A 21,288-nucleotide genomic window follows, 5' to 3' on the forward strand; every position below is an offset into this window, starting at 1 on the left:
TCCTCTCTCCTTTTAGGCTATCTCTCCTATAGAAGAAAGGTTCAGCAAATAAGCGTCTTTGCATAACAAAACCCTCAAGTAAACTTGAGGGAGAATTGAACAAAGACATTCTTAATAAACGTTCTTGTAGTGTATACTTTGAACGTTAGCAGAACCTCCATCTTCTCCCATCCAGACTTTACTGTCGGCTTTGGATTCTCACCAAATCCTGCCCAATACAAACGCTTCGTGCTAATTGCACTCCACTTTTAGGCTCGCGGGCTTAAAGTATAAATACTTATCACCGCCGGTCGGGAATTTCACCCTGCCCCGAAGATAGACCATATTTATTTGACAACTTCATTATACTGAAAAATAATTCATTTGTGAAGCCTAAAATAGTAAATATCTCGAATTAAAAACATTCCTTTCATTATGCACATTTGTCTTCAGGAGATAAAATTTTCTTTCCACGAAGATCGTTTTATTTTACTACATTAAAGCGTTTCCATTTTAAACACAAACAATAAATCCAATTGACAGAATAATATTCGTCTTGTAAAATAATCAGATAATTAAGTAACCAACTTAGGAGGGTTCATACATGTATCAAATATTAGTGGCTGATGCCATTAGTGAAGAAGGCTTATACCCTTTACTTAACGACACAAATGCTGAAATTATTCAAAAGAAAACCGACGATCCCGAGGTTGATTTATCAACTATTGAGGCTTTGTTAGTACGGAGTGCCACGAAAGTAACGGATGAATTAATGGCGGAAATGCCAAAGTTAAAAATTATTGCAAGAGCAGGTGTGGGTGTCGATAATATTGATGTTCCAGCAGCAACTAAAAGAGGCATTATCGTCATAAATGCACCAGACGGAAACACAATTTCTACGGCAGAGCATACTTTTGCTATGATGGCCTCCCTTATGAGAAATATTCCTCAAGCACATAGCTCAGTTAAGAATTTGGAATGGAAAAGAAATCAGTATGTAGGTACTGAACTATTCGGTAAAAGTCTTGGTATTGTTGGTATGGGAAGAATCGGGAGTGAAATCGCCAAGCGAGCAAAAGTATTTGGTATGAGTGTGTTAGTATTCGATCCCTTTTTAACGAAAGAACGTGCAGCAAAACTCGGTGTAGAATCTAGTACATTAGATGAAATACTGCAAAGATCTGATATTATTACGGTTCATACTCCACTTACACCTGAAACAAGAGGGATTATCAATGAAGAGGCATTGAAAAAAACAAAAAAAGGCGTTCGCTTACTTAACTGTGCCCGTGGTGGTATCATTGATGAGCAAGATTTAGCTAAATATGTGGCTAATGGACATGTTGGAGGAGTTGCATTAGACGTATTTGAAACTGAACCACCTGGTGAACACCCACTTTTGAAATATGAAAATGTCATTGTAACGCCACATTTAGGTGCGTCAACAAAAGAAGCACAATTAAATGTAGCAACACAAGTCGCTCAAGAAGTTCGGACTTACTTTGAAGGAAATCCAGTATCTAATTCAATTAACTTACCAGCTATCTCCAAAGACATTTATGAAAAAATACAACCTTTTTACCAAATCTCTAAACAAATCGGAAATATTTTAACTCAATGTGTTAAAGAAGGGGTACATGAACTCTCTATTACTTACTCTGGTTCAGTGACAGATTTAGAAACTGCATACTTAACAAAAGCAATGCTGTCCGGTTTCTTCAAAGGTAGAATTGACGTTAACGTGAATGAAGTTAATGCATTACTCACTGCAAAAGAGCGTGGTATCACTGTTGGAGAAAAGATTTCCACCGATGCATTTGGCTATGACAACTGCATTTCTGTCACAGCAAAAGGAGAAGAAAATGCATTTACAGTTAGAGGAACCTTTATTGATCATTATGGGCCAAGAATTGTCTATTTAAACGGGTTTAATATTGACTTCTTACCAGAAGGTAACCTTCTTTATATTCAACATATGGACAGACCTGGTGTTATTGGCCACGTAGGTCAAGTCCTTGGCGATCACCATATTAATATTGCCACAATGCAAGTAGGTCGTAAACAAGCAGGTGGAGAAGCGATTATGGTGCTAGCTTTTGACAAACCACTAAGTGACAAAGAGCTTTCCTTATTGAACAACTTAGATGAGATTGTTTCTATTAATCCTATTATTTTATAATTCCTTTTTGTAGAGAGTGGCCCTCAGTCGACCACTCTTTTTTATATTTAGGATAAAAGTAAAAGTCATTCACAACACAAACAGATTCCAATTAGAACCTGTTCATTTTATGAATGACTTTTTTAAATTGAGCACTATTCATCATTATTTCTAGCCTAAAGGGTATTCTTTACGTTCACCTTTTGAAAAAGTCATGATGGATGAATATCCAATTTCTTTTGCTAATGCAAGCGATTGATCAAAGTCTGCACCAACATGCTCGGGAAAATGAGCATCAGACGATAGAACGATTGGTATATTCTTCTCAAAACATTTTCGTAATAATCTTGGATCTGGATATAGCTCACCCACAGGTTTTCTTAAACCAGCACTACTAATTTCCACGCATGTTTTTGATTGTGCTAAAGCATCAGTTGCTCTTTCATATTGTTCTAATAGAAACTCTTCATCCTGAGGAACATACTTAAAAATCTTCACTAAGTCAATATGGCCGACAATATCAAATAGATTAGATTGAGCCAAAGTAACTATCTGATCATAATATTTACGATATACATCATAAAGATCGCGCCGTTCCCATTCCTTTTTGTACTCAGCTAAATCTATGCCAAAGTCACCTACCCAATGGACAGAGCCAATCACATAATCAAAATCATATGATTGAATGAATTTCTCCATTTCCTTATGCTTTCCAGGTGTATAATCCATTTCAATGGACATTTTTACATCTATTTCTTTATTCCATGCTTGGTGAAATAATGATACATAATCCTTCATATCATAATATCGTCTTTCATTTACCCATTTATTTTGCAGAATATCTGCCGTTTGGTAAAAGTGATAAGCATGTTCAGAAATACCAAATGAACCAATATTTTTATTATTAGCCGCGTTTGTAAATTGTTCTAAATAGTCTAATGTAAGTGTACCGTTCTCTAAATGATTATGATAATCCGTTAACATTTTGCCTGCCTCCTCAATTGTATGTAACAATTATACGCCTTAAAAGAGGCATGGACAATGAGATTTAACTATTTTTTTAGAATAATCAATACTTAAATGGCGTCAAATTATTTTGATTGAAAAAAGATGCGATTTTTTAAAAAAATACAACCTTTTCATTTATTTTCATATTACATGTACGTACCTTGTATGTATTCCTTTCAATTTAGGGAACCTGTAATATTTGATTAGGATATATGTTTTCTGACCGCAATCCATTCTTATTTACCAATTCTGCTACCGTCACATTATACCTTTCACTAATCGACCATAACGTATCTCCTGTTTTCACTTCATACGTATCCATATAAGGTCCGTTCATTTTTCCTGAAACAAGTATCGTATCCTCATCGTGATTAAATACTAAAAAAGGATCAAGCGCATTCTCCTTAGAAAAGGTCCATTCGTTTGCGTGAACTTCAAAATGCAAATGAACCCCTGAGGAATCACCGGTATTCCCCATCTCTCCTATTGTATCGCCTGCTGAAATCACTTCACCTTCAAATACTAAACGCTTTTTCAAATGAGCATAAATGGTTTCTGTATCGTTATGATGCTGTATAAACACAACATTACCATATGTATCAGAGTAATATGATCTTGTAACTACTCCACTATCCACTGAGTGAATAGGTGTACCTATCTCTGCAGCAATATCAATCCCTTTATGATGTCCTCCTCTAGTTCCATATGTATCTGTGATGACCCCTTCTACTGGCCATACCCAATTTTTTGTTTTTTCTGGCCAAGAGTCTGCTAAAGCATTTTTTTCACTACTGAATATTAAAAAAAGAAAACATATACTTCCGAACATGAATAAACGGCTTACTTTATACTTCAAAACTTTGCCTCCTATAGCGGTTATATTATATAGACAAATTAATTACTCTATGATTACGACAAATCCTGCCAAAAAACACATCCATTACTATGTACGAGTTTTTAAAAAATATGTATATAAAAATAAATTTTTCTTTTTTTAATGTAGCACCTTATTTTAAAATTATAGTTATGAGTGTTTTACTTTTTTCAATATTACCTTTGTCAAAAACGCAAAAAAGTTGGTAATATTAGACTTTTACAGTCATAATTACCAACTTTTTATTCTTTCTTATGGTAAATCCCTTTTATTAGGTGCTACCGGCACTTGAATTTCTTTTTCTAAATCAAACCGACCAATTTGATCAATTTCGGTATTTTCCAACTTAACCTCATTATATTCAAATTCCTTGGCTGTTAATAGAATCGCTTCAATCGTATATAAAGTTTCCTCATCATTCTTTATATCGGCATCATCTTCAAAAGTAATTAATAATTGTTCATCGGAAACGACTTCCGTTTCAAAGTCTATGTCATTAGGTATAGAAGCTTTCAGGTTATAAGTTTCAATCCCTTTTTTCATTGCTGCAAAAGCATCTGTCACTGAGTTTATTTTTTCTCTAAACGGAACAAGGAAAGGCGTTGTCCATTCTTCGTTAGGATAGTAAAAATAGTAAGCAGATTTATTAGACGTATCAACTTGATCTATTTCTTCTGTAAAGCCTTCATTTCCCATCTCTAGCCCTTGTTCACCATCTGTTAATAAATCGATTTTCTCTATATTAAAATCAGCCATCATATCCGTTAATATTTCTTTTATTGCTTCTGATTGACTGCTTGATGAAATATTTGTTGCAGCAGGAAAATCAACTGCAAGCACTTGATTTGAAGTATCATAATGAAAGTCCGCATTAAATGGGTTTAGCTCCCCTAACCCCCATTCAGCTTCTTTTAAATCTGACATATGATTAATGAATAATTCCATTTTAGAAAGATCTGCTTCTTTATTTACCATCACACTAATGGGAATAAAATTTTGAACATTATGATCCGGTATAGAATAAGTTAAAACTTCCTCTTGATCTTTAATATCTTCCGCATAGACTGCAGTTGGTTCAATTTGCTGTGTCACTGGTTGCTCATTATTATCATTGGCCTCTTCTGACTGGTCATTTTGAGCATAAATTTCATCCGTCTGATCTATATCTTCTTGCGGAGTTACTTCTTCATCCTTTACTATGTCTTCCGTATTTTCTTGCGTATGATTACTCTCGTCATTTGTTATCTCATCGTTTACTTCCTTTTGTTGAGTCGCATTCGATGCCAATTGATTCTCTTGCTCGCTATCATCTATATTACTTCCGGCTGAATCTTGAAAATTGATCATGGTCGGAACGAGAATACATAACAATAAAACAGCAACTGCAGAAGCTACAGATGGGGTTAACCACCTTTTTCTTTTCTTCTGCTCTTTAAATATCATCATTTGTTGATACATATCTTGCTTACTTATGTGGTTAGTAATTTTAGGAAGTTGTTTCAATAGTTCTTCGATGTGATCATCTTTCCAATCTTGTTTTTTCACTATTTAACCCCTCCTTTTCCCACATGTCAGACATGTTTTTCTTCAGAGCCTTTAATGCTCTGTGTTGCGTAGTTTTCACTTTACTTTCCGTCCAGCCTAGAGTTGCTGCCGTCTCAGCAATGGATAGTTCTTGAATATATCTCATTATAATAACCGTTCGTTGGTCCACTGAACACTTCTCCATGCACCGATATATCATTTGGATTTCCTGACTCTGCATAACTACTTCCTCTGGCATAGGGTGTTCATCTTTAATCTGTTGCTTTGACCAATCAAATTTTTCAATTATTTTTTGTTTCCAGCCTTTTTGTTTTCTAAATGAATCAATGGCCACATTCCTTGCAATTGAGAATAGCCATGTTTTTTCACTACTCTTGCCTTCGAATTTATCATATGACTTCAAAACTCTTATATATACTTCTTGCATAAGATCTTCTGCCAGCTCTCGATCTCTCACCATATAGAATAAGAATTGAAATACATCCTGATGGTATTTTGTATATAATTCATCGAAAACGGAGTCCAATAACTTCCCCTCCCCGTTCATAAATAATAGTCGTTATTAGAATTAAAAAAGTTACACTCTAACTATAGTATTAATGAAATTAAAATGGAAGGGTTTCTTTAGGAAATCTCTTTTTGCTTATTTCGCTTCTGTTTTCTGACATGAATGGTTTGCCAAATGCACATCGATTGTCTGAATCATCACATATCCAGCTCTTTTATACTTGTTAGAGATAAAATTCAAAAGAAGGCCTTATATTAATCCCATGTGGTATTGACATTCATACGTAAACAGGAATAAAAAAACCGAACACGCACTCTTAATTAGGAGTTCATGTCCGGTTTTTTGAATCGCAGTTACTATATTTCATTTTTATGATTGGAATGTTCCTTATGAATCAAGAGAATTCGTCAAGAATAGCGCTGACTATTCATGACTTTTCGGAAGAAAGATGGAAAATGTCGTACCATGTCCAATTTTACTCTGAACAGTGATTTGACCTTTATGGGTATCGACAATATTTTTGGCAATTGCGAGGCCAAGCCCTGTTCCAGATCTTCCTCTTGTTCGTGCTTTATCTGCTTTATAAAACCTTTCAAATACAAATGGCAAATCTTCTTCTGGAATTCCAGATCCAGAATCAACAACCTCTATCATTAGCCCTTTTTCGTTACTACGTTGAACGACAGTGACTTGTCCACCTTCAGGAGTATGTCTAATAGCATTATCTATCAGATTGGTCAAGACTTGCTCCATCCGATCAGGATCAAAGCTTGCCCAAACCCCTTTATCTTCCAATGACTCAGCTAATATAATTTTCTTTTCAGCCGCCAGTCTTTGAAACTTTCTAGTAACTTTTAGAATAAATGATTTTACTTCTACAGCTTCACGAATAAGCTGAATATGGCCAGCTTCCATCCTTGCGATATCTAGTAGTTCATTCACAAGTCTACTCATTCTTAACGATTCATCATAAATAACTTTAGCCATTTCTTTCTTTTCATCCTCAGTACCAGCGATGTCATCGACAATTGCTTCACTATACCCTTGCATTAAAGCAATTGGTGTCCGTAATTCATGAGAGACGTTGGCGATAAAATCTTTGCGTAATTTATCAAGTTGTCGTTCCTCTGTCATATCACGGATAACTGCAACAGCACCCCGAATATAGGTTTCATTATATAAAGGACTAATAATCATTACCCACGTTCGCCCTTGAATATTTACTTCACCTATACTTTCACTTTCTGTATTTACAGCTGTTTGGAACAACTCCATTACATAAGCAGGTACACTATTAGTGAGACCATCTTCACGTTCATAGGACCAATTACGCAGAAAACGGTCTGCGGGTGGATTTGTTATCACAATTTCACCATCTTTACTAAAGGTGAATACACCATCTGCCATACTGCTTAAAATACTAGATAATTGTTCTTTCTCTTGACTTAAAGCATCAATATTATATTTCAACTGCCGGCCCATCCGATTAAAGGTAATCGCTAAATCACCTATTTCATCTTTAGAAAGATAAGGTACTTTTGTATCAAAATTCCCTCGTGATGCTGCTGTGACGGCTTCTTTCATTTTTCTAAGTGGTGCAGTAATCCTCGTTGACAAGAAGAAGGCAAAAATAGTTGTTAAAATAATCGCTACCCCAGCGGCTAATAAAGTAAACTTAGTCGTTGACTCTGTTGTTTCTTGCATAACCTCCAAAGATTGATATATAAATACTGCACCATCACTTTCATTTGAAGGCGGAAGTGGGACCCCGCTAATCAGTATATCAGGATTATCTATATTTCCTTCTCCACCATTTGTTAAATAAGAAGACACCTTAGTAACTGATTCATTTTTTGTAAAAACAGCTTTTAAATCTGGGTCACCATGTAAATAGGATAGTGGCAACTCGAATGTTTGACTTTCATTGGGAGAATAGTACACTTGATCATCAGCAATAATAATTACTTTTGTCACTTCATCCACTAGCTCCCAAGCAATTTCCAGTCCTATTTCACGATCATGTTTTTCCAAGATCATTGCTATTTTATTGGCAGTTGCCTTCAATCCCTTTTCTGTTTGATCAATATGATAATTCTCAAAGAATTGCAGCAACATAACCGTTAAAATAAATAAGACAAAGGAGACCAGTATAAGAAAAGTTGCCCATAGTTTCCCTACAACACTATGCCATAACCTCATTCATTTACAACCTCAAACTTATAACCCACTCCCCAAACAGTAACAATCATTCTAGCAGCTTGCTCTGATACTTTGTTTAATTTTTCTCGCAACCTTTTTACATGTGTGTCTACTGTACGCAAGTCACCAAAGAATTCATAATGCCATACTTCTTTTAGTAACTGTTCACGATCAAATACTTTATCTGGTGCTTTAGCCAAAAAGTAAAGCAGCTCATATTCTTTAGGAGTCAAGCTTACTTCTTTACCATCTGCTAATACACGGTGAGCATCATTGTCTATTGTTAAATAAGGAAAGACAATGATATCTTTAGCAGTTGTTTCTGGTGGGACGTAAGAAGATTTAGACGACCTTCTTAGCAATGCCTTCACTCTTAAAACCACTTCTCTAGGACTAAAGGGCTTGACGATATAATCATCTGTACCTACTTCAAATCCTTGGACGCGATTTACTTCCTCACCTTTTGCCGTAAGCATAATGATTGGTGTTGTTTTCTTTTCTCTTATTTCTTTACAAACTTCTATCCCATCTTTACCTGGCATCATTAGATCTAAAAGAATGACATCATATTCATTTGTTAGGGCTTTATCTAGTGCCTCGTCACCATCTTCTGCTTCTTCAATAACATAGTCTTCTCTCTCTAAATACATTTTTAATAATCGGCGAATTCTCTCTTCATCATCAACAACTAAAACTTTTACTTCATTATCCATTTATAGCACTCCTTTAGAATGAAGATTATTTTCATAGAAAAAAGCCTTCACTCCACTACATGTGAAGTGAAGGCATAAAATCTAGCACTACCTTAATGCTCAATTCTATTTTAGCAAAATTTTCACGATCCTGCATAGGAATGCAACCCGGCAATAACTAAGTTGACAACAATTAAGTTAAACATGATAATAATAAACCCAATTACACCGAGCCAAGCAGATTTTTTACCATGCCAACCTTTTGATAATCTGAGGTGGAGGTATGCTGCATAGAATAACCAAGTAATTAATGCCCACACTTCTTTAGGATCCCAGCCCCAAAATCGCGACCAAGCGATCTGTGCCCATATCATGGCAAAAATTAACGCTCCTAATGTAAACACCGGAAAACCAATTAGGACAGATCGGTAACCTACTTCATCGACTAAATCTAAATTTACTCTCTTCGTTAGTGGTTGCAAGGCTAGCGTCATTCGTTTTCTAACAAATAACCTAAATAGCAAATAGAGAATTGCTCCTGTAAACAATGACCATAAAACAGTATTTAACTTTTTGGCATTAATGATACCAGGAGTCTCCACCAATGGGCTAAATTTATCCGGCGTTAAATGTTCACCTTCATGAGGCCCAACGAGAGCAGGTAAGTGATATTCTAACGTTTCTTCTACATTATTATTATCAACCCAATGAAACTCTGACTTATAGCCTGTTGCCCCAAATACGGAAGAAATGATAATAAAACCTAGTGTACAGACAACTCCAAAGAGAACAACTTCTAACCAGATTGCCTCTTTTGTTTTTTTCGTATGATCCACTGCTTTGATTAAATAGATTAAGCCAGCAACAAAGCTAATCGCTAAAATCGCTTGTCCTAACGCTGCTGTTGTTACATGGATATGAAGCCAATTACTTTGAAGAGATGGGACCAATGGTGTAATGTCCCTTGGGAACATGGCAGCATAACCAATAAGGAGAAGTGCCACTGGTAATGTAAATAACCCAAGGGCAGGAAGCTTATAAACAAAATAAATGACAATAAACGCCCCAACTAAACACATGCCAAAGAATGTTGTAAACTCAAATAAATTACTTACTGGTGCATGTCCAGCTGCTATCCATCTTGTAATAAAATAACCTACTTGACATATAAATCCGGCAATCGCTATCGTAACACCTATTTTTGCCCACTTATTTGGTCCATGATCTTTTTCTCTTGCTTTCTTGTCCTTAATCGAACCGGCAAAAAAAGCCGTGCCTACTAAATAGAGCAAAAAGGCGATAAATAATAAATTTCCACTTAATGCAACCATTATTACTCCTCCTTACCCTTCTTATTTGTTGTTTCATCTGATTGGTCAATCGGTTCTTGAATACCACTACCATCAAATACATGGGTGATCTCTCTCTTAAGTCCGTGCCAATTTTTATTTGTATGACCCGCAACTAAAACTTGATCTCCTAACCTTCTAACCCATACTCTGCGATGGTTCCAGTATGCACCTTGCACGACACCAATCATGAAGATGAGACCACCTATAGCTAGAATAGGAAGTGTTAAGTCTTTTCTTACGGTCAAAGCACTAACATTTTGCGTGTCTACTCCTTTAAAGGCCATCTTTAAGTCATTATCACCATATGGTTCAATCGTTTGTTGTATAGCAACGAAGCTAACTTCTCCATCAGGATGTTCGGGTGAGAACATTTTAAAGATAAACGCTGGGTTGTTCGGCACGCGTGATTTCGTGACTGGCTCTGAATTTTCATCAAATTCAAAATCAGGGAAATAGCTCATTAGCTCAACACTGTATCCATTTTCAAATGTATATTCATCTTGTGGGTTATGTAAATCAATCGTCATTTGACCAAATTCTTCATTTGTTTCTTTATTCGTTAAAGCAAACGACATTTCGCTTAGCTCACCTAGTTTATAGCTTTGTTGATAAAGAGCAAACTGTTCAAACTTTAAAGGTTCATTTACCCTTAATTCATAGTCTTCTACCTTTTCTAGTTCTGGGTCTTGCCCTGCAATCGTTTCTCCAGATTCTTTGTAAAGGCTCACATTTGTTTGAAAGTTCTTCGCGACTGTACCATTGTTTTCTATCGCTGTTGAAAACGCTTCATTTTCTTTTTCCTTTTCATAAGTTTCTAGAATAAATTCGTGATTTTCCAGATAATACTCGCCTTTTGTTTCTGGGATAACGACTGTTTCACCTTCACGGATCCATAGCAATTCGTCAACATACATTCCTGGCACAAAACGCAACATGCCTCCAATTAAAAAAATGATCAACCCAATATGGTTTATATAAGGGCCCCATCTTGAAAATCGATTTTTCTCAGCAAGTATACTCCCATTCTCTTCTCTTATGTTGTAGCGTTTTTCCTTTAGTTTCGCCTTGATTTTCTCAAATGAATCCTCTTCTACAGAAGCCAAGGTTGTAGCTCTATATAATCTTTGGCGTTTTAAAAACCCTTCATGCCGATCGACTCTTTGTTTTTTCAAGGCACGGTATAGAGGTACGACACGATCAAGACTACATATAACCAGAGATACGCCAATCGAAGCAATGAGCAATAAATACCACCATGAGCTATACAGGTTGTGAAATCCTAACGTATAATACACTTCCCCAGCAAACCCGTATTGATCCTCATAATAAACGGATGCATTTTCTGTAGGCGGTATATACATTTCTTGCGGGAAAATGGTACCAATTGCTGAAGCGGCTAATGTAATAATGATTAAAGTTACCCCTACTTTAACAGAAGAAAAGAAGTTCCATATTTTATCAATGATTGTTTTGTTGTACGTTTGTGACCTTCTCGCACTGCCCTCATAACGCATATCAACGAGCTTTTTACTTTTCTCTTCTTCTACTAACACACGACCGCATGATTCACATAGGACTGTACCATGAGGGTTTACATGGCCACATTCACACTTTACTTGTTTCATCATAAAAACTCCCCAATAATTACGGTTTGATTTGCGTCATAAAATCTTTTACCATTGGTTCTGTCAAAGTCCCCGTATGATATTTCACGACTTCACCTTCAGGATTAATGAGAAAAGTCGCAGGCAAAGGACCGATTCCATATGCTGCCTTTACATCTTCATTTTTATCAATGACTACCGGAAAAGTCATGCCATGTCTTTCAATAAACTTATTCACTGCTAGATTCGATTCACTTATGTTTACTGCGATTGTTTGAACCCCTTGATCTTTAAATTGTTCATATTGATTGTTGATAAATGGCATTTCTTTTTCGCAAGGCTTACACCAAGTACCCCAAAAGTTCAAAAAAACGCCTTGGCCTTTATAGTCAGATAATTGATGCTCTTTTCCACCCATATCGACTAATACAAAATCAGGAGCTTCTTTACCTATTTGTACTTTATGCACATTATCCTTATTAAAGTTTGCATATAGCGTGTAAGCAACGGCTGCAAATAGAATCACTAATATCGCTGTCCTCATAACGAGCCGTCGTTTTTTCATGAAAAATTCCTCCCAAAGTTAAGACACAAATTTTTAGCATTATTTTAACAATTTGGTATTTATTATATCACTAGTATGAAAACAGTCCTTGTAAACGGTGTGAAGGAAATGTGACAACTCTATGACTTTTTCATTTATTTACCTGTACTCTTTTTAGCTAATGCCCTAAATTGCTTTACTTCATGTGCTGTAAGTTCTCTTGCCCCGCCCGCTGAAAGTCCGTTCAATTGAAGGAATCCGTATCTTTCTCTTTTAAGCTTTTGCACTTGATGACCAACAGCCTCAAACATTCTTCTCACTTGACGGTTTCTGCCTTCGTGAATCGTTAATTCGATTATCGCTGTTTGTTTTTGTTTATCACTACTAAGCACTTTTACTCGTGCAGGAGCCGTTTTTCCATCTTCCAAGCGGACACCTCTTTGTAAATGATTTAAACTTTCTTTAGAAGGAATGCCCTTTACCTTCGCTACATATACTTTTTCAATTTCATTTCTTGGATGCATAAGCAAGTTCGCGAATTCACCATCATTCGTCAATAATAATAATCCTGATGTATCATAATCTAATCGACCCACTGGATAAATTCTTTGTTTCACATGTTCAAAGTAATCGGTTACCACTTTTCTACCTTTGTCATCCGCAACACTTGATAATACACCTCTTGGCTTATATAGAAGAAAATAAACCGGCTCTTCACCCTCAACCGGGATACCATCAACTTCGACTTTATCAGAAGGTGTCACTTTCACCCCTAATTCTTTTACAATTTTACCATTAACCTTTACACGGCCATCTACAATAAGTTGCTCCGCTTTTCTCCTAGATGCAACCCCTGCATGGGCTATGACTTTCTGTAATCTTTCCATTATCAGTCACCTCAAAATCTCTATTACTGTCCATATGAATTATGCCATAAGTTCAAGTTTTTTCAAAGAGCGCATTTTTTAACCAAATTGTACATTTTTAAACTAAGTATACAATAGTCATTCCCTTCTCTTTGAATTTGAACAGTTAGTAGGCAATTCTAACATAAAAGAAGCATTGTAGTAAGCTGTTATCACACTGCACAAAAAAAAACCAAACAAATGATCCAAATTTGTTCAGCTTCCTCTTTTATAAATAAAAGACTACATTATGAAAAGACAAGTAATACAATAAGGATGGCAGCGATAAAACCTGCTAAGTCTGCTAATAGGCCAACTTTCAACGCATCACCCATCTTCTTAATACCGACTGCTCCAAAATAAACAGTCAATACATAAAAGGTTGTATCTGTACTCCCTTGAATGACAGATGCCATTCTTCCAATTAATGAATCTGGTCCGTGTTCAGCTATTAAATCAGTTGTCATTCCTAAGGCAGCATTACCTGATATTGGACGAATAATAGCGAGTGGGACAACATCTGCTGGAATCCCGATAGCCACAAATAATGGTCTGATGAAATCAAGAAAGTATTCTAATGCACCTGATGCTCGAAAGATAGCAATAGCTACCATCATACCTACTAAGAAAGGAATGATTGAGATAGCAATTTTAATGCCATCTTTCCCACCTTCTACAAAACTCTCATAAGTCGGTACTTTTTTAAACGTCGCGTAGACTAATATAAAACCTATAAGTACGGGAATAAACCAAAGAGAAATTAAAGATACTATTTCCATCTATCTCATCCTTTTCGTGATCTCCTGTAATAAAAGTATCTATCAATCAAAATAGCGGAAATGGTCGAACAAATTGTCGCTATAAGGGTAGGACCAACGATGTCAGTTGGACTAGCTGACCCGTAATTCATGCGGATGGCGATAATTGTTGTTGGAATTAATGTAATACTTGATGTATTGATGGCAAGAAATGTGATCATAGAACGACTTGCTTCTGTACTTTCACCATTTAATGCTTTTAATTGTTCCATTGCTTTAATCCCTAGAGGTGTAGCAGCATTCCCTAAGCCGAACAAATTGGCCATCATATTCGATAATATATAGCCCATTGCCGGATGATCTTTCGGTACATCCGGAAAAAGTCTTGATATAAATGGTTTAAATAGTTTAGCCAGCTTGTCTAATAGACCTGCATGTTCGGCTATTTTCATCATTCCTAGCCAAAAGACTAATATGCTGATTAAACCAATACATAATGTGACTGCTTCTTTTGCCCCTTTAAATATCGCTTCATTTACATCACTTATAGTTCCATTAATCATGGCAAAAACGATACCAATGATCGCTAACCCTGCCCATATAACATTAATCATGTTGTTGTACTCCTAATATCCTTATAAACAGATGTTTGAAGTAATCAAAAAATTTTCCTTTTTCTTCTTTAACTCCAGCCTGATTATAGTGAATAGGCAAAGTTTTAATTGCTTCATCATTTAAGTAAACAACGGCTTTTCCTACTATTTCAGGTGATTTTTCACCTTTTCTCCAACTCTCTTTCGGTTCAATAAAATTATATTTAATCCGAAAAGATTCTTTCTCTTTTTCTGTTACCGGGTATGAAAAGGAGGAGTGCAGTGATACCTTATCTTTGTAGAAAGCATATTCTACCCCCTTAATTCTCCCTTCACTCAATACTTCAACTTGTTCATATTGATCAAATGCACCCTCATACATAGCAATATGATCATTCCAATCATCCGGTCCATTTAACGTAACGGCAATTAGATCAAGATTGTTTTTTGTCGCTGTTGTTACTAAAGTCCTTTTTGCTCTTTTTGTATAACCAGTCTTTCCACCAGTTGTATATTTATAAAGCTGGGTCAATAAACGATTTTTATTATTCCAGCTGTAATCTCTGTTTTCAGATCGATAAGATTTTGTCCCTGCTATTTTTTGATACGTCTCATTTTTCATTGCATAGCGAGTAAGTAACGCCATATCATAGGCAGTTGAATAGTGATTTTCATGATCGTCAAGCCCATGTGGATTTTCAAAATGCGTATTTGTCATGCCTATTTCTTCAGCCTTCTGATTCATTAAATACACAAAGCCATCTAAGCTTCCGCCTACATACTCTGCAATCGCAACTGCCGCATCATTACCCGAGCGAAGCATTAAGCCATAAACCAAATCTTCTAGTTTGATTTCTTCCCCCGGTTTCAAATAAATGGATGAGCCTTCTGCTTTTAAAATCGTATCAGTTACTTTCACATCTTCTTCTAGCTTATTTGATTCAATCGCCAATATTGCTGTCATAATTTTTGTTATACTAGCAATCCGGTTTCGATCATTGGCTGCCTTATCATAAATAATTCTACCTGATTCCTGTTCGATTAATACTGCATTTCTAGCACTAACAGAGGGCTTCGCCTCTACTAGTTGTGGACTTAAACTAAGCAATAAGGTGGACATTATGAGAATAGTGATTAGGTTTTTCCATTTCTTCATCGCACAAACCCCGTCTCATTTTATGGTTTGTACAATTCTATGCAGGACAAGTTTTGTTATGACAGATTCATGGCGATCGGTTCATAAATTAGTAGGCTGTATTTTATCAACCTTCATCGAAAGGAGTTGAACTATTCATTCAAATTGGGGTAAGGATACGGGTATTGTAAACTGTTGGATCACTTGGACTTTGTTGACTGACTATGATTGAGGTTCCGCAAGAGATGAAAGCTCAATACTCTTGCGGGGTGTAAAAAACATAAGCAACTGCCTGTTTTCTTGTGCTATTTTCTTAAAAAGGCTGCCATTTCATTTCATGTGCTTTTTGAAACCTTCTTGAAACATTGTCCCAGTTTACAATATTCCACCAACTGTCAATATAAGCACCTTTGTCATTTTTATATTGTAAATAATAGGCATGCTCCCAAACATCTAACACAAGTAACGGGATCGTGTCCCATTGTGTTAAGTTTTGATGTTTTTCAGATTGTAATACTTCTAAATGTCTAGCTCTCGGAGACCAAACAAGAATGGTCCAACCTGAACCTTCTACTTGCTTTGCCGCTTCTGTAAAATGTTTTTTAAAAGCTTCAAAGCTACCAAAGTATTTGACTATTTCTTTTTTCAATTCCCCCGTAGGTTCTCCACCACCTTGCGGACTCATATTTCCCCAAAATATCGTATGCAAATAATGGCCTGATCCATTAAAAGCCAATTCTCTTGACCAATGTTTAACTAGAGAAAAATCGCCCGAATTTCTCGCCTTTTCTAATTCTTTTTCTGCTTTATTCAGTCCATCCACATAACTTTTGTGATGCTTATCATGATGTAATCTCATGATTTCTTCTGAGATATACGGTTCTAAAGCATTATATCCATAAGGTAAAGGTGGAAGTTCATGCTTTCCAGCTTGAACACTTACTTCATTAACATAAATTTGTCCAAGTGATAATCGGTGATTGAAATACTGTTCCATCTCACCGTGAAGTTCTTCTACTTTTTCGTGAATTTCTTCTATTTCCTTGTCTCCCATACTATGATCAATTGTCTCCATAATGGCTGTCATATGATCAAGTTTATCCCATAGCTCATTGCTCTCTTCAATATTTTCACTCTCCAAAAAAGCCCTCATATCTTCATTCCATTGAAACACATTCTTTAAGTATTCATTCATACGATGATTCAAGCTAAATCCCTCCTCTTCACTACATCATATGTATAGTAATGATAAATAATATCGTTTTTTAGCCATTCTACATGATGCTTATCATTTTGAACGCTATAGACACAAAAAAGCACGAACAAATTTGTCCGTGCCTTAGCTCATTCTAAAGTATTTCATTATTTATTTGGATTGCATCATTTTTGTACGATAATCTGTTTCGTAGTATTCTAGTTCTTCTCTTATCTTTTGGAAATCGCTTTCTAATCCTCTAAATAAGTTCTCAAGGCGAACGGGTACTTCGTGATGAAAACGAATTGAATTCTTTCCTGTATACGCTGAACGACTATTCTCATACCACGCATCATTTTTAGGTGAGAAAAACTCTTCAATACAATGATGGTAAAGTTTATACAATGTTTGCTCAGCTGCTCCCCGCTGAAATTGATCACTCATGAGTATGATGCGACATGCTTCATGACCTTCCTCGCAAAACACTAGAAGCTTTCTCAAATTCGATAAAATGCTTTTATAATATCGCTCATCACCCTGTCCTTCCTCTTTAAGTACCGACAAGGTTGTTTCATTTAAGAAGTTCTCAAAAGTGCTTACCGTATTACTAAGGAATTGTTGCACATCTTCCATTTGTGATTCAACTATAGAATTTCCCATCATTTTCCTCCCGTATATTTAGCTACTCTTTTATCCATTTCGTTCTTCAGCCAATTTGTTTATATCAGCTCTTCATTTATTCTGCATCATTGTTTCTATTATGTTAGATATTTGCTTAAAATCAAATCCCTCAAATAACCGTATAAAAGCGGTCTCATCACTTATAAATAACCGTTTTCTCAGCTTCAATTCCGGATGATTGAGAAGAGAAGCTAGCGCTGCAATATCCTTAAAAGTTCTATCACTTACTGACTGTTCATATGATGTCAATTGATCAAGCTTTTCTTCAAAGTACTGCAAATAAGTTAATGTGAATTTTCTTTCCTCTCCATCTTCCTCATAAATGACTTCACTTTTATTAAAAAAATCTTCGAAGGAATTAGGAAGAGTTTTTTCAAGCGACCATCCTTTCGATTGCAGAATGAACAATCAGAACCCTCCTTCAGATTCAATCTACTTTTTGATAAGCATCGTGATTGATAATAATGAAGTTTGCTGATGATATAAATTTATTAAGGGAAATAATTTTCTTTTGTACCATCTGACATTATGTATATATGCCTTTGGTGTTTAATTATGCTAAACAAGTAAATCACCCTTAATGTTTTTATATTAACATAAATGAGCTGTTGATTGTTCAGAATTATTTCACTTATACATTATTTAATGTATCAAAGAACAAATCTGCTTCTGTTTGCTCAAACTCTTCGTCTCCTTGATCAGGTAGCTTTGGAAGCTCTTTTAAACTTTTTAATCCAAATGTATCTAAGAAACCCTTTGTCGTGCCATACAAATATGCACGACCATTACCTTCAGCTCTTCCTACTTCTTTGATTAATGCTTTTGCCACAAGTGTTTGTAATGGTCTTTCTGTCTTCACTCCACGAATTTCCTCGATTTCAATTCTTGTAATGGGCTGCTTGTAAGCAATAATTGCTAATGTCTCTAAAGAAGCTTGCGATAAAGAATGGGAGGAAGGAGCTTCCACGAGTTTCTTTAAATAGTCAGCTAATTCCTTTTTAGTCGTTAATTGATACGACCCACCAATTTCAATGATTTGTAATCCCCGTCCTTGGTTATTTGCTAACTCAGTCATTAAGTGATTCATTCTTTCACTTGCCTCTTGATCACTCACTTCAAATACCGAAGCAATCGATTTCAAATTAAGTCCTTCATCTCCTGCTGCAAATAAAAGCCCTTCTAAAATGGCTTTCCAATTTTCTTTCTTACTCACTTACTTTCCCTCCGCTACTTCTACATACAATTCTGCAAAGTTATTATCTTGTGTAACGAGCACAGCCTGTCTTTTCATTAACTCTAGAACAGCTAGAAAGGTTACAACAACTTCTTCTCTAGAATGTGCAGTAAATAAATCATTAAAGTTTTTACGGCCATTACTTTTTCTAAGTGTACGTATAACTTCGTCTATTCTTTTTTCAATCGGAATTTCCTGCCTGGCTACTTTCGTTGCAAGTGGTTCTTTCCATTTTTTTCTTCTTAATAACTTTTGCAGCGCACCTAACATATCGTAAAGCGATACGTCGACTTGGGTCTGTTCCATTTTCACTTCTTTTGCCATGTCAGAAAGGTCACTCGGTGCTTTTGTGTATAATAAGCTTCTTTCTTGTTCAAGTTCCTTTAAGTCCTCGGCTGCTTCTTTAAAACGGCGATACTCTATTAATCTTTCAACGAGTTCATCTCGTGGATCTTCTTCCATTTCCATATCAATATCTTCGTCATAGTTATCTTCTTCGTGCTTTGGGAGTAGCATTTGACTCTTGATAGCGAGTAACGTGGCAGCCATAACCAAATACTCACTTGCTATATCCAGCTCTAATTCTTGCATAGTATGTATATAGATTAAATACTGTTCAGTAATTTCTGCGACTGGAATATCATATATATCAATCTCGAGCCGATTAATTAAATGCAGTAATAAATCGAGCGGCCCTTCGAAGGCGTTAATCTTTACATTATAATGCTCCATATGTTCCACCAAAATTTCTATAAAATTATTTCTTTACTCTATACAGTATAGATGATTCAACGTAGCGAATCCAACATAATTCTTTCCTTTAACAAGGGACTCTTTTTTCAACTTTTAGAAACTTACTTTTTATTTTATCCTAAGCCCAAACATGAGACAAACTACTCACATACAATGAGAAGGTAATGACAATTAGGTACTAATGGAGGTATAAATATGTCCAGAGAAAATTATGGTGACAATCATCATAGAGAAGAAGAGTGCTATGGTGGCGGTTTCGGTGCAGGCTTTGCTTTAATCGTTGTTCTCTTCATCCTACTTATTATCGTAGGCGCTTCTTGGTTATTTTAATGTAAATAGACATTGCCTGGCATTGTAATTTGCCAGGCATTTCTTTTTTCCATCATTATTATATGATACCATGAAATTAATCAACTGTATGTTTGAAGGAGGAGTGTAACTTTGCATCCCCAAGCTTTTATTGACTATTTAGCTCATTATCACGGCGATCGTGATTATTTTGAATGCCACGAAATTTTAGAGGAATATTGGAAAGAAGTAGACAATCGAAACAAGCAATCCATCTGGGTTGGCTTGATTCAAGTCGCCGTGTCTAATTATCATCATCGTAGAGGGAATTTTCATGGTGCTAAAAAAACATTGCAAAAAGCAGCATTTATTCTTTCGTCATATCCAAAAGAAGTAAAACAACTTGGTATTGACCATCAACAACTGTTAAATGATATACACACAATGCAAGAAGAAATTGATAAGGCCTTTCCTTATAAAAGCTATTACTTCCCTATAAACGATGTTTCCTTATTAGATGAGGTCAAAAAGACATGTAATTCTAAAGGATTCCGATGGGGACAGGAAAGCAATCTTGAAAACGAAGAAATTGTTCATCGACATATGAAAAGAGATCGGTCAAATGTCATCGCAGAAAGAGAGAAAGCCCTCCAAAGACATCGCTAAAAGGCAGCGAAAATTATTCGCTGCCTTTATTTATCTCTTCACATTTCTGTAAAAAGGCTTCTGTAACATTGTCCGCTGTTAGTTCTTTATGTGGATAAGTGTCATTTAATGCTTTTATCATCGACTTACCGACTCCTTGCTGACGATGAGAAGGGTTGACTGATATATGACGAACTTCAATATGATGATCAGATAAGCATACACCAACTAGCCCAATAATATCTTCGTCTTCTTTCCACAAAAACAATTGCAGATTTTCTTCACTTTCATACTCTTTAATCGTCTGTAACAACTGCTTTAATACTTTTTCTTTTGGCATAAAAGATAAAAGTCCCATAGCAATCTTCTCAAAAGACTTTTTATAGCGTATTAACATGATAACCCCTCATTATTAGTAAAACCGTTTATTTGCTATTATTTCCATTTCACAACTAACATAAACTATTTTATCATATGTATCTATAGATTGAAATGGAACTAGTTATGATTGCGGGGCAATAAATAACCAATAAATAAGCCCCCATATAAAAGCTATACCTAAAATAAAGACAAATAACATAATATTACTTTTTTTATCCATACTTTCTTCAGTAGCTCCCCTTTTGATATACATTCAT

22 protein-coding genes and 1 riboswitch are annotated in these 21,288 nt (G+C 35.7%); of the genes, 3 read left to right on the forward strand and 19 right to left on the reverse strand.

Features of this window, described 5'->3' with window-relative positions:
• Window positions 1–155: 155 nt before the first annotated feature.
• A riboswitch (FMN riboswitch) is annotated at window positions 156–321 on the reverse strand.
• Window positions 322–583: 262 nt separating this feature from the next.
• Window positions 584–2,158, forward strand: coding sequence for a phosphoglycerate dehydrogenase (gene serA, locus MHI57_RS06330; RefSeq protein ID WP_095372723.1), 1,575 nt, complete (start codon window positions 584–586; stop codon window positions 2,156–2,158).
• 150 nt (window positions 2,159–2,308) lie between these two features.
• Here serA and MHI57_RS06335 read toward each other — a convergent pair whose 3' ends face one another.
• The 18 genes from MHI57_RS06335 to MHI57_RS06420 form a co-directional block, all read right to left on the reverse strand.
• Complete coding sequence (locus MHI57_RS06335; protein WP_095372722.1) at window positions 2,309–3,121, reverse strand: histidinol-phosphatase; 813 nt, start codon at window positions 3,119–3,121, stop codon at window positions 2,309–2,311.
• 205 nt (window positions 3,122–3,326) lie between these two features.
• The gene (locus tag MHI57_RS06340) at window positions 3,327–3,974 is read right to left on the reverse strand and encodes a peptidoglycan DD-metalloendopeptidase family protein (RefSeq protein WP_445293215.1); all 648 of its coding nucleotides are present in this window, start codon (window positions 3,972–3,974) and stop codon (window positions 3,327–3,329) included.
• A gap of 297 nt (window positions 3,975–4,271) precedes the next feature.
• Complete coding sequence (locus MHI57_RS06345) at window positions 4,272–5,564, reverse strand: hypothetical protein (protein WP_095372720.1); 1,293 nt, start codon at window positions 5,562–5,564, stop codon at window positions 4,272–4,274.
• Window positions 5,539–6,090, reverse strand: a complete 552-nt coding sequence (gene sigX, locus MHI57_RS06350) for an RNA polymerase sigma factor SigX (protein ID WP_095372719.1) — start codon at window positions 6,088–6,090, stop codon at window positions 5,539–5,541. Before sigX ends, MHI57_RS06345 begins: the two co-directional genes overlap by 26 nt.
• Window positions 6,091–6,495: 405 nt before the next feature.
• Window positions 6,496–8,271 (reverse strand): ATP-binding protein, encoded by a 1,776-nt coding sequence (locus MHI57_RS06355; RefSeq protein ID WP_307313015.1) that lies wholly within the window; start codon window positions 8,269–8,271, stop codon window positions 6,496–6,498.
• Complete coding sequence (locus MHI57_RS06360) at window positions 8,268–8,984, reverse strand: response regulator transcription factor (protein ID WP_095372717.1); 717 nt, start codon at window positions 8,982–8,984, stop codon at window positions 8,268–8,270. The genes MHI57_RS06355 and MHI57_RS06360 overlap by 4 nt, the downstream gene beginning before the upstream one ends.
• Window positions 8,985–9,106: 122 nt before the next feature.
• Window positions 9,107–10,294 (reverse strand): c-type cytochrome biogenesis protein CcsB, encoded by a 1,188-nt coding sequence (ccsB, locus tag MHI57_RS06365; protein WP_095372716.1) that lies wholly within the window; start codon window positions 10,292–10,294, stop codon window positions 9,107–9,109.
• A 2-nt stretch (window positions 10,295–10,296) separates the two neighbouring features.
• Window positions 10,297–11,940 (reverse strand): cytochrome c biogenesis protein ResB, encoded by a 1,644-nt coding sequence (gene resB, locus MHI57_RS06370; RefSeq protein ID WP_340975422.1) that lies wholly within the window; start codon window positions 11,938–11,940, stop codon window positions 10,297–10,299.
• Window positions 11,941–11,959: 19 nt separating this feature from the next.
• A complete protein-coding gene (gene resA / locus MHI57_RS06375; RefSeq protein ID WP_340975423.1) occupies window positions 11,960–12,484 on the reverse strand; it encodes a thiol-disulfide oxidoreductase ResA in 525 nt (174 codons plus the stop codon).
• Between the two features lie 134 nt (window positions 12,485–12,618).
• The gene (gene rluB, locus MHI57_RS06380; RefSeq protein WP_095372714.1) at window positions 12,619–13,350 is read right to left on the reverse strand and encodes a 23S rRNA pseudouridine(2605) synthase RluB; all 732 of its coding nucleotides are present in this window, start codon (window positions 13,348–13,350) and stop codon (window positions 12,619–12,621) included.
• 266 nt (window positions 13,351–13,616) lie between these two features.
• On the reverse strand, window positions 13,617–14,147 hold the full coding sequence (locus tag MHI57_RS06385) for a spore maturation protein (RefSeq protein ID WP_095372713.1): 531 nt from the start codon (window positions 14,145–14,147) through the stop codon (window positions 13,617–13,619).
• A gap of 5 nt (window positions 14,148–14,152) precedes the next feature.
• A complete protein-coding gene (locus MHI57_RS06390) occupies window positions 14,153–14,740 on the reverse strand; it encodes a nucleoside recognition domain-containing protein (protein WP_095372712.1) in 588 nt (195 codons plus the stop codon).
• Window positions 14,733–15,875: a D-alanyl-D-alanine carboxypeptidase family protein gene (locus tag MHI57_RS06395; RefSeq protein ID WP_307313009.1), complete on the reverse strand. Its 1,143-nt coding sequence runs from the start codon at window positions 15,873–15,875 to the stop codon at window positions 14,733–14,735. Before MHI57_RS06395 ends, MHI57_RS06390 begins: the two co-directional genes overlap by 8 nt.
• A 292-nt stretch (window positions 15,876–16,167) precedes the next feature.
• Window positions 16,168–17,049, reverse strand: coding sequence for a superoxide dismutase (locus MHI57_RS06400; protein WP_095373652.1), 882 nt, complete (start codon window positions 17,047–17,049; stop codon window positions 16,168–16,170).
• 171 nt (window positions 17,050–17,220) lie between these two features.
• A complete protein-coding gene (locus MHI57_RS06405) occupies window positions 17,221–17,709 on the reverse strand; it encodes a YpuI family protein (protein WP_095372710.1) in 489 nt (162 codons plus the stop codon).
• 72 nt (window positions 17,710–17,781) lie between these two features.
• Window positions 17,782–18,138 (reverse strand): hypothetical protein, encoded by a 357-nt coding sequence (locus MHI57_RS06410; RefSeq protein WP_095372709.1) that lies wholly within the window; start codon window positions 18,136–18,138, stop codon window positions 17,782–17,784.
• Between the two features lie 223 nt (window positions 18,139–18,361).
• Window positions 18,362–18,943, reverse strand: a complete 582-nt coding sequence (scpB, locus tag MHI57_RS06415) for an SMC-Scp complex subunit ScpB (RefSeq protein WP_340975424.1) — start codon at window positions 18,941–18,943, stop codon at window positions 18,362–18,364.
• On the reverse strand, window positions 18,944–19,696 hold the full coding sequence (locus MHI57_RS06420) for a segregation/condensation protein A (protein WP_095372707.1): 753 nt from the start codon (window positions 19,694–19,696) through the stop codon (window positions 18,944–18,946).
• Between the two features lie 216 nt (window positions 19,697–19,912).
• Here MHI57_RS06420 and MHI57_RS06425 point away from each other — a divergent pair, with 216 nt between their 5' ends.
• Together MHI57_RS06425 and MHI57_RS06430 are read left to right on the forward strand one after the other, a co-directional pair.
• A complete protein-coding gene (locus MHI57_RS06425) occupies window positions 19,913–20,047 on the forward strand; it encodes a YjcZ family sporulation protein (protein ID WP_095372706.1) in 135 nt (44 codons plus the stop codon).
• 111 nt (window positions 20,048–20,158) lie between these two features.
• Entirely contained in the window at window positions 20,159–20,671 is a 513-nt protein-coding gene (locus MHI57_RS06430) for a DUF309 domain-containing protein (RefSeq protein WP_095372705.1), read from the forward strand.
• 13 nt (window positions 20,672–20,684) lie between these two features.
• Here the strand turns inward: MHI57_RS06430 and MHI57_RS06435 are convergent, their stop codons facing one another.
• Entirely contained in the window at window positions 20,685–21,047 is a 363-nt protein-coding gene (locus tag MHI57_RS06435) for a GNAT family N-acetyltransferase (protein ID WP_095372704.1), read from the reverse strand.
• Window positions 21,048–21,288: the final 241 nt, after the last annotated feature.

Origin of the sequence: Cytobacillus sp. FSL K6-0129, assembly GCF_038007625.1 — a bacterium.
Taxonomy (GTDB): domain Bacteria; phylum Bacillota; class Bacilli; order Bacillales; family Cytobacillaceae; genus Cytobacillus; species Cytobacillus kochii.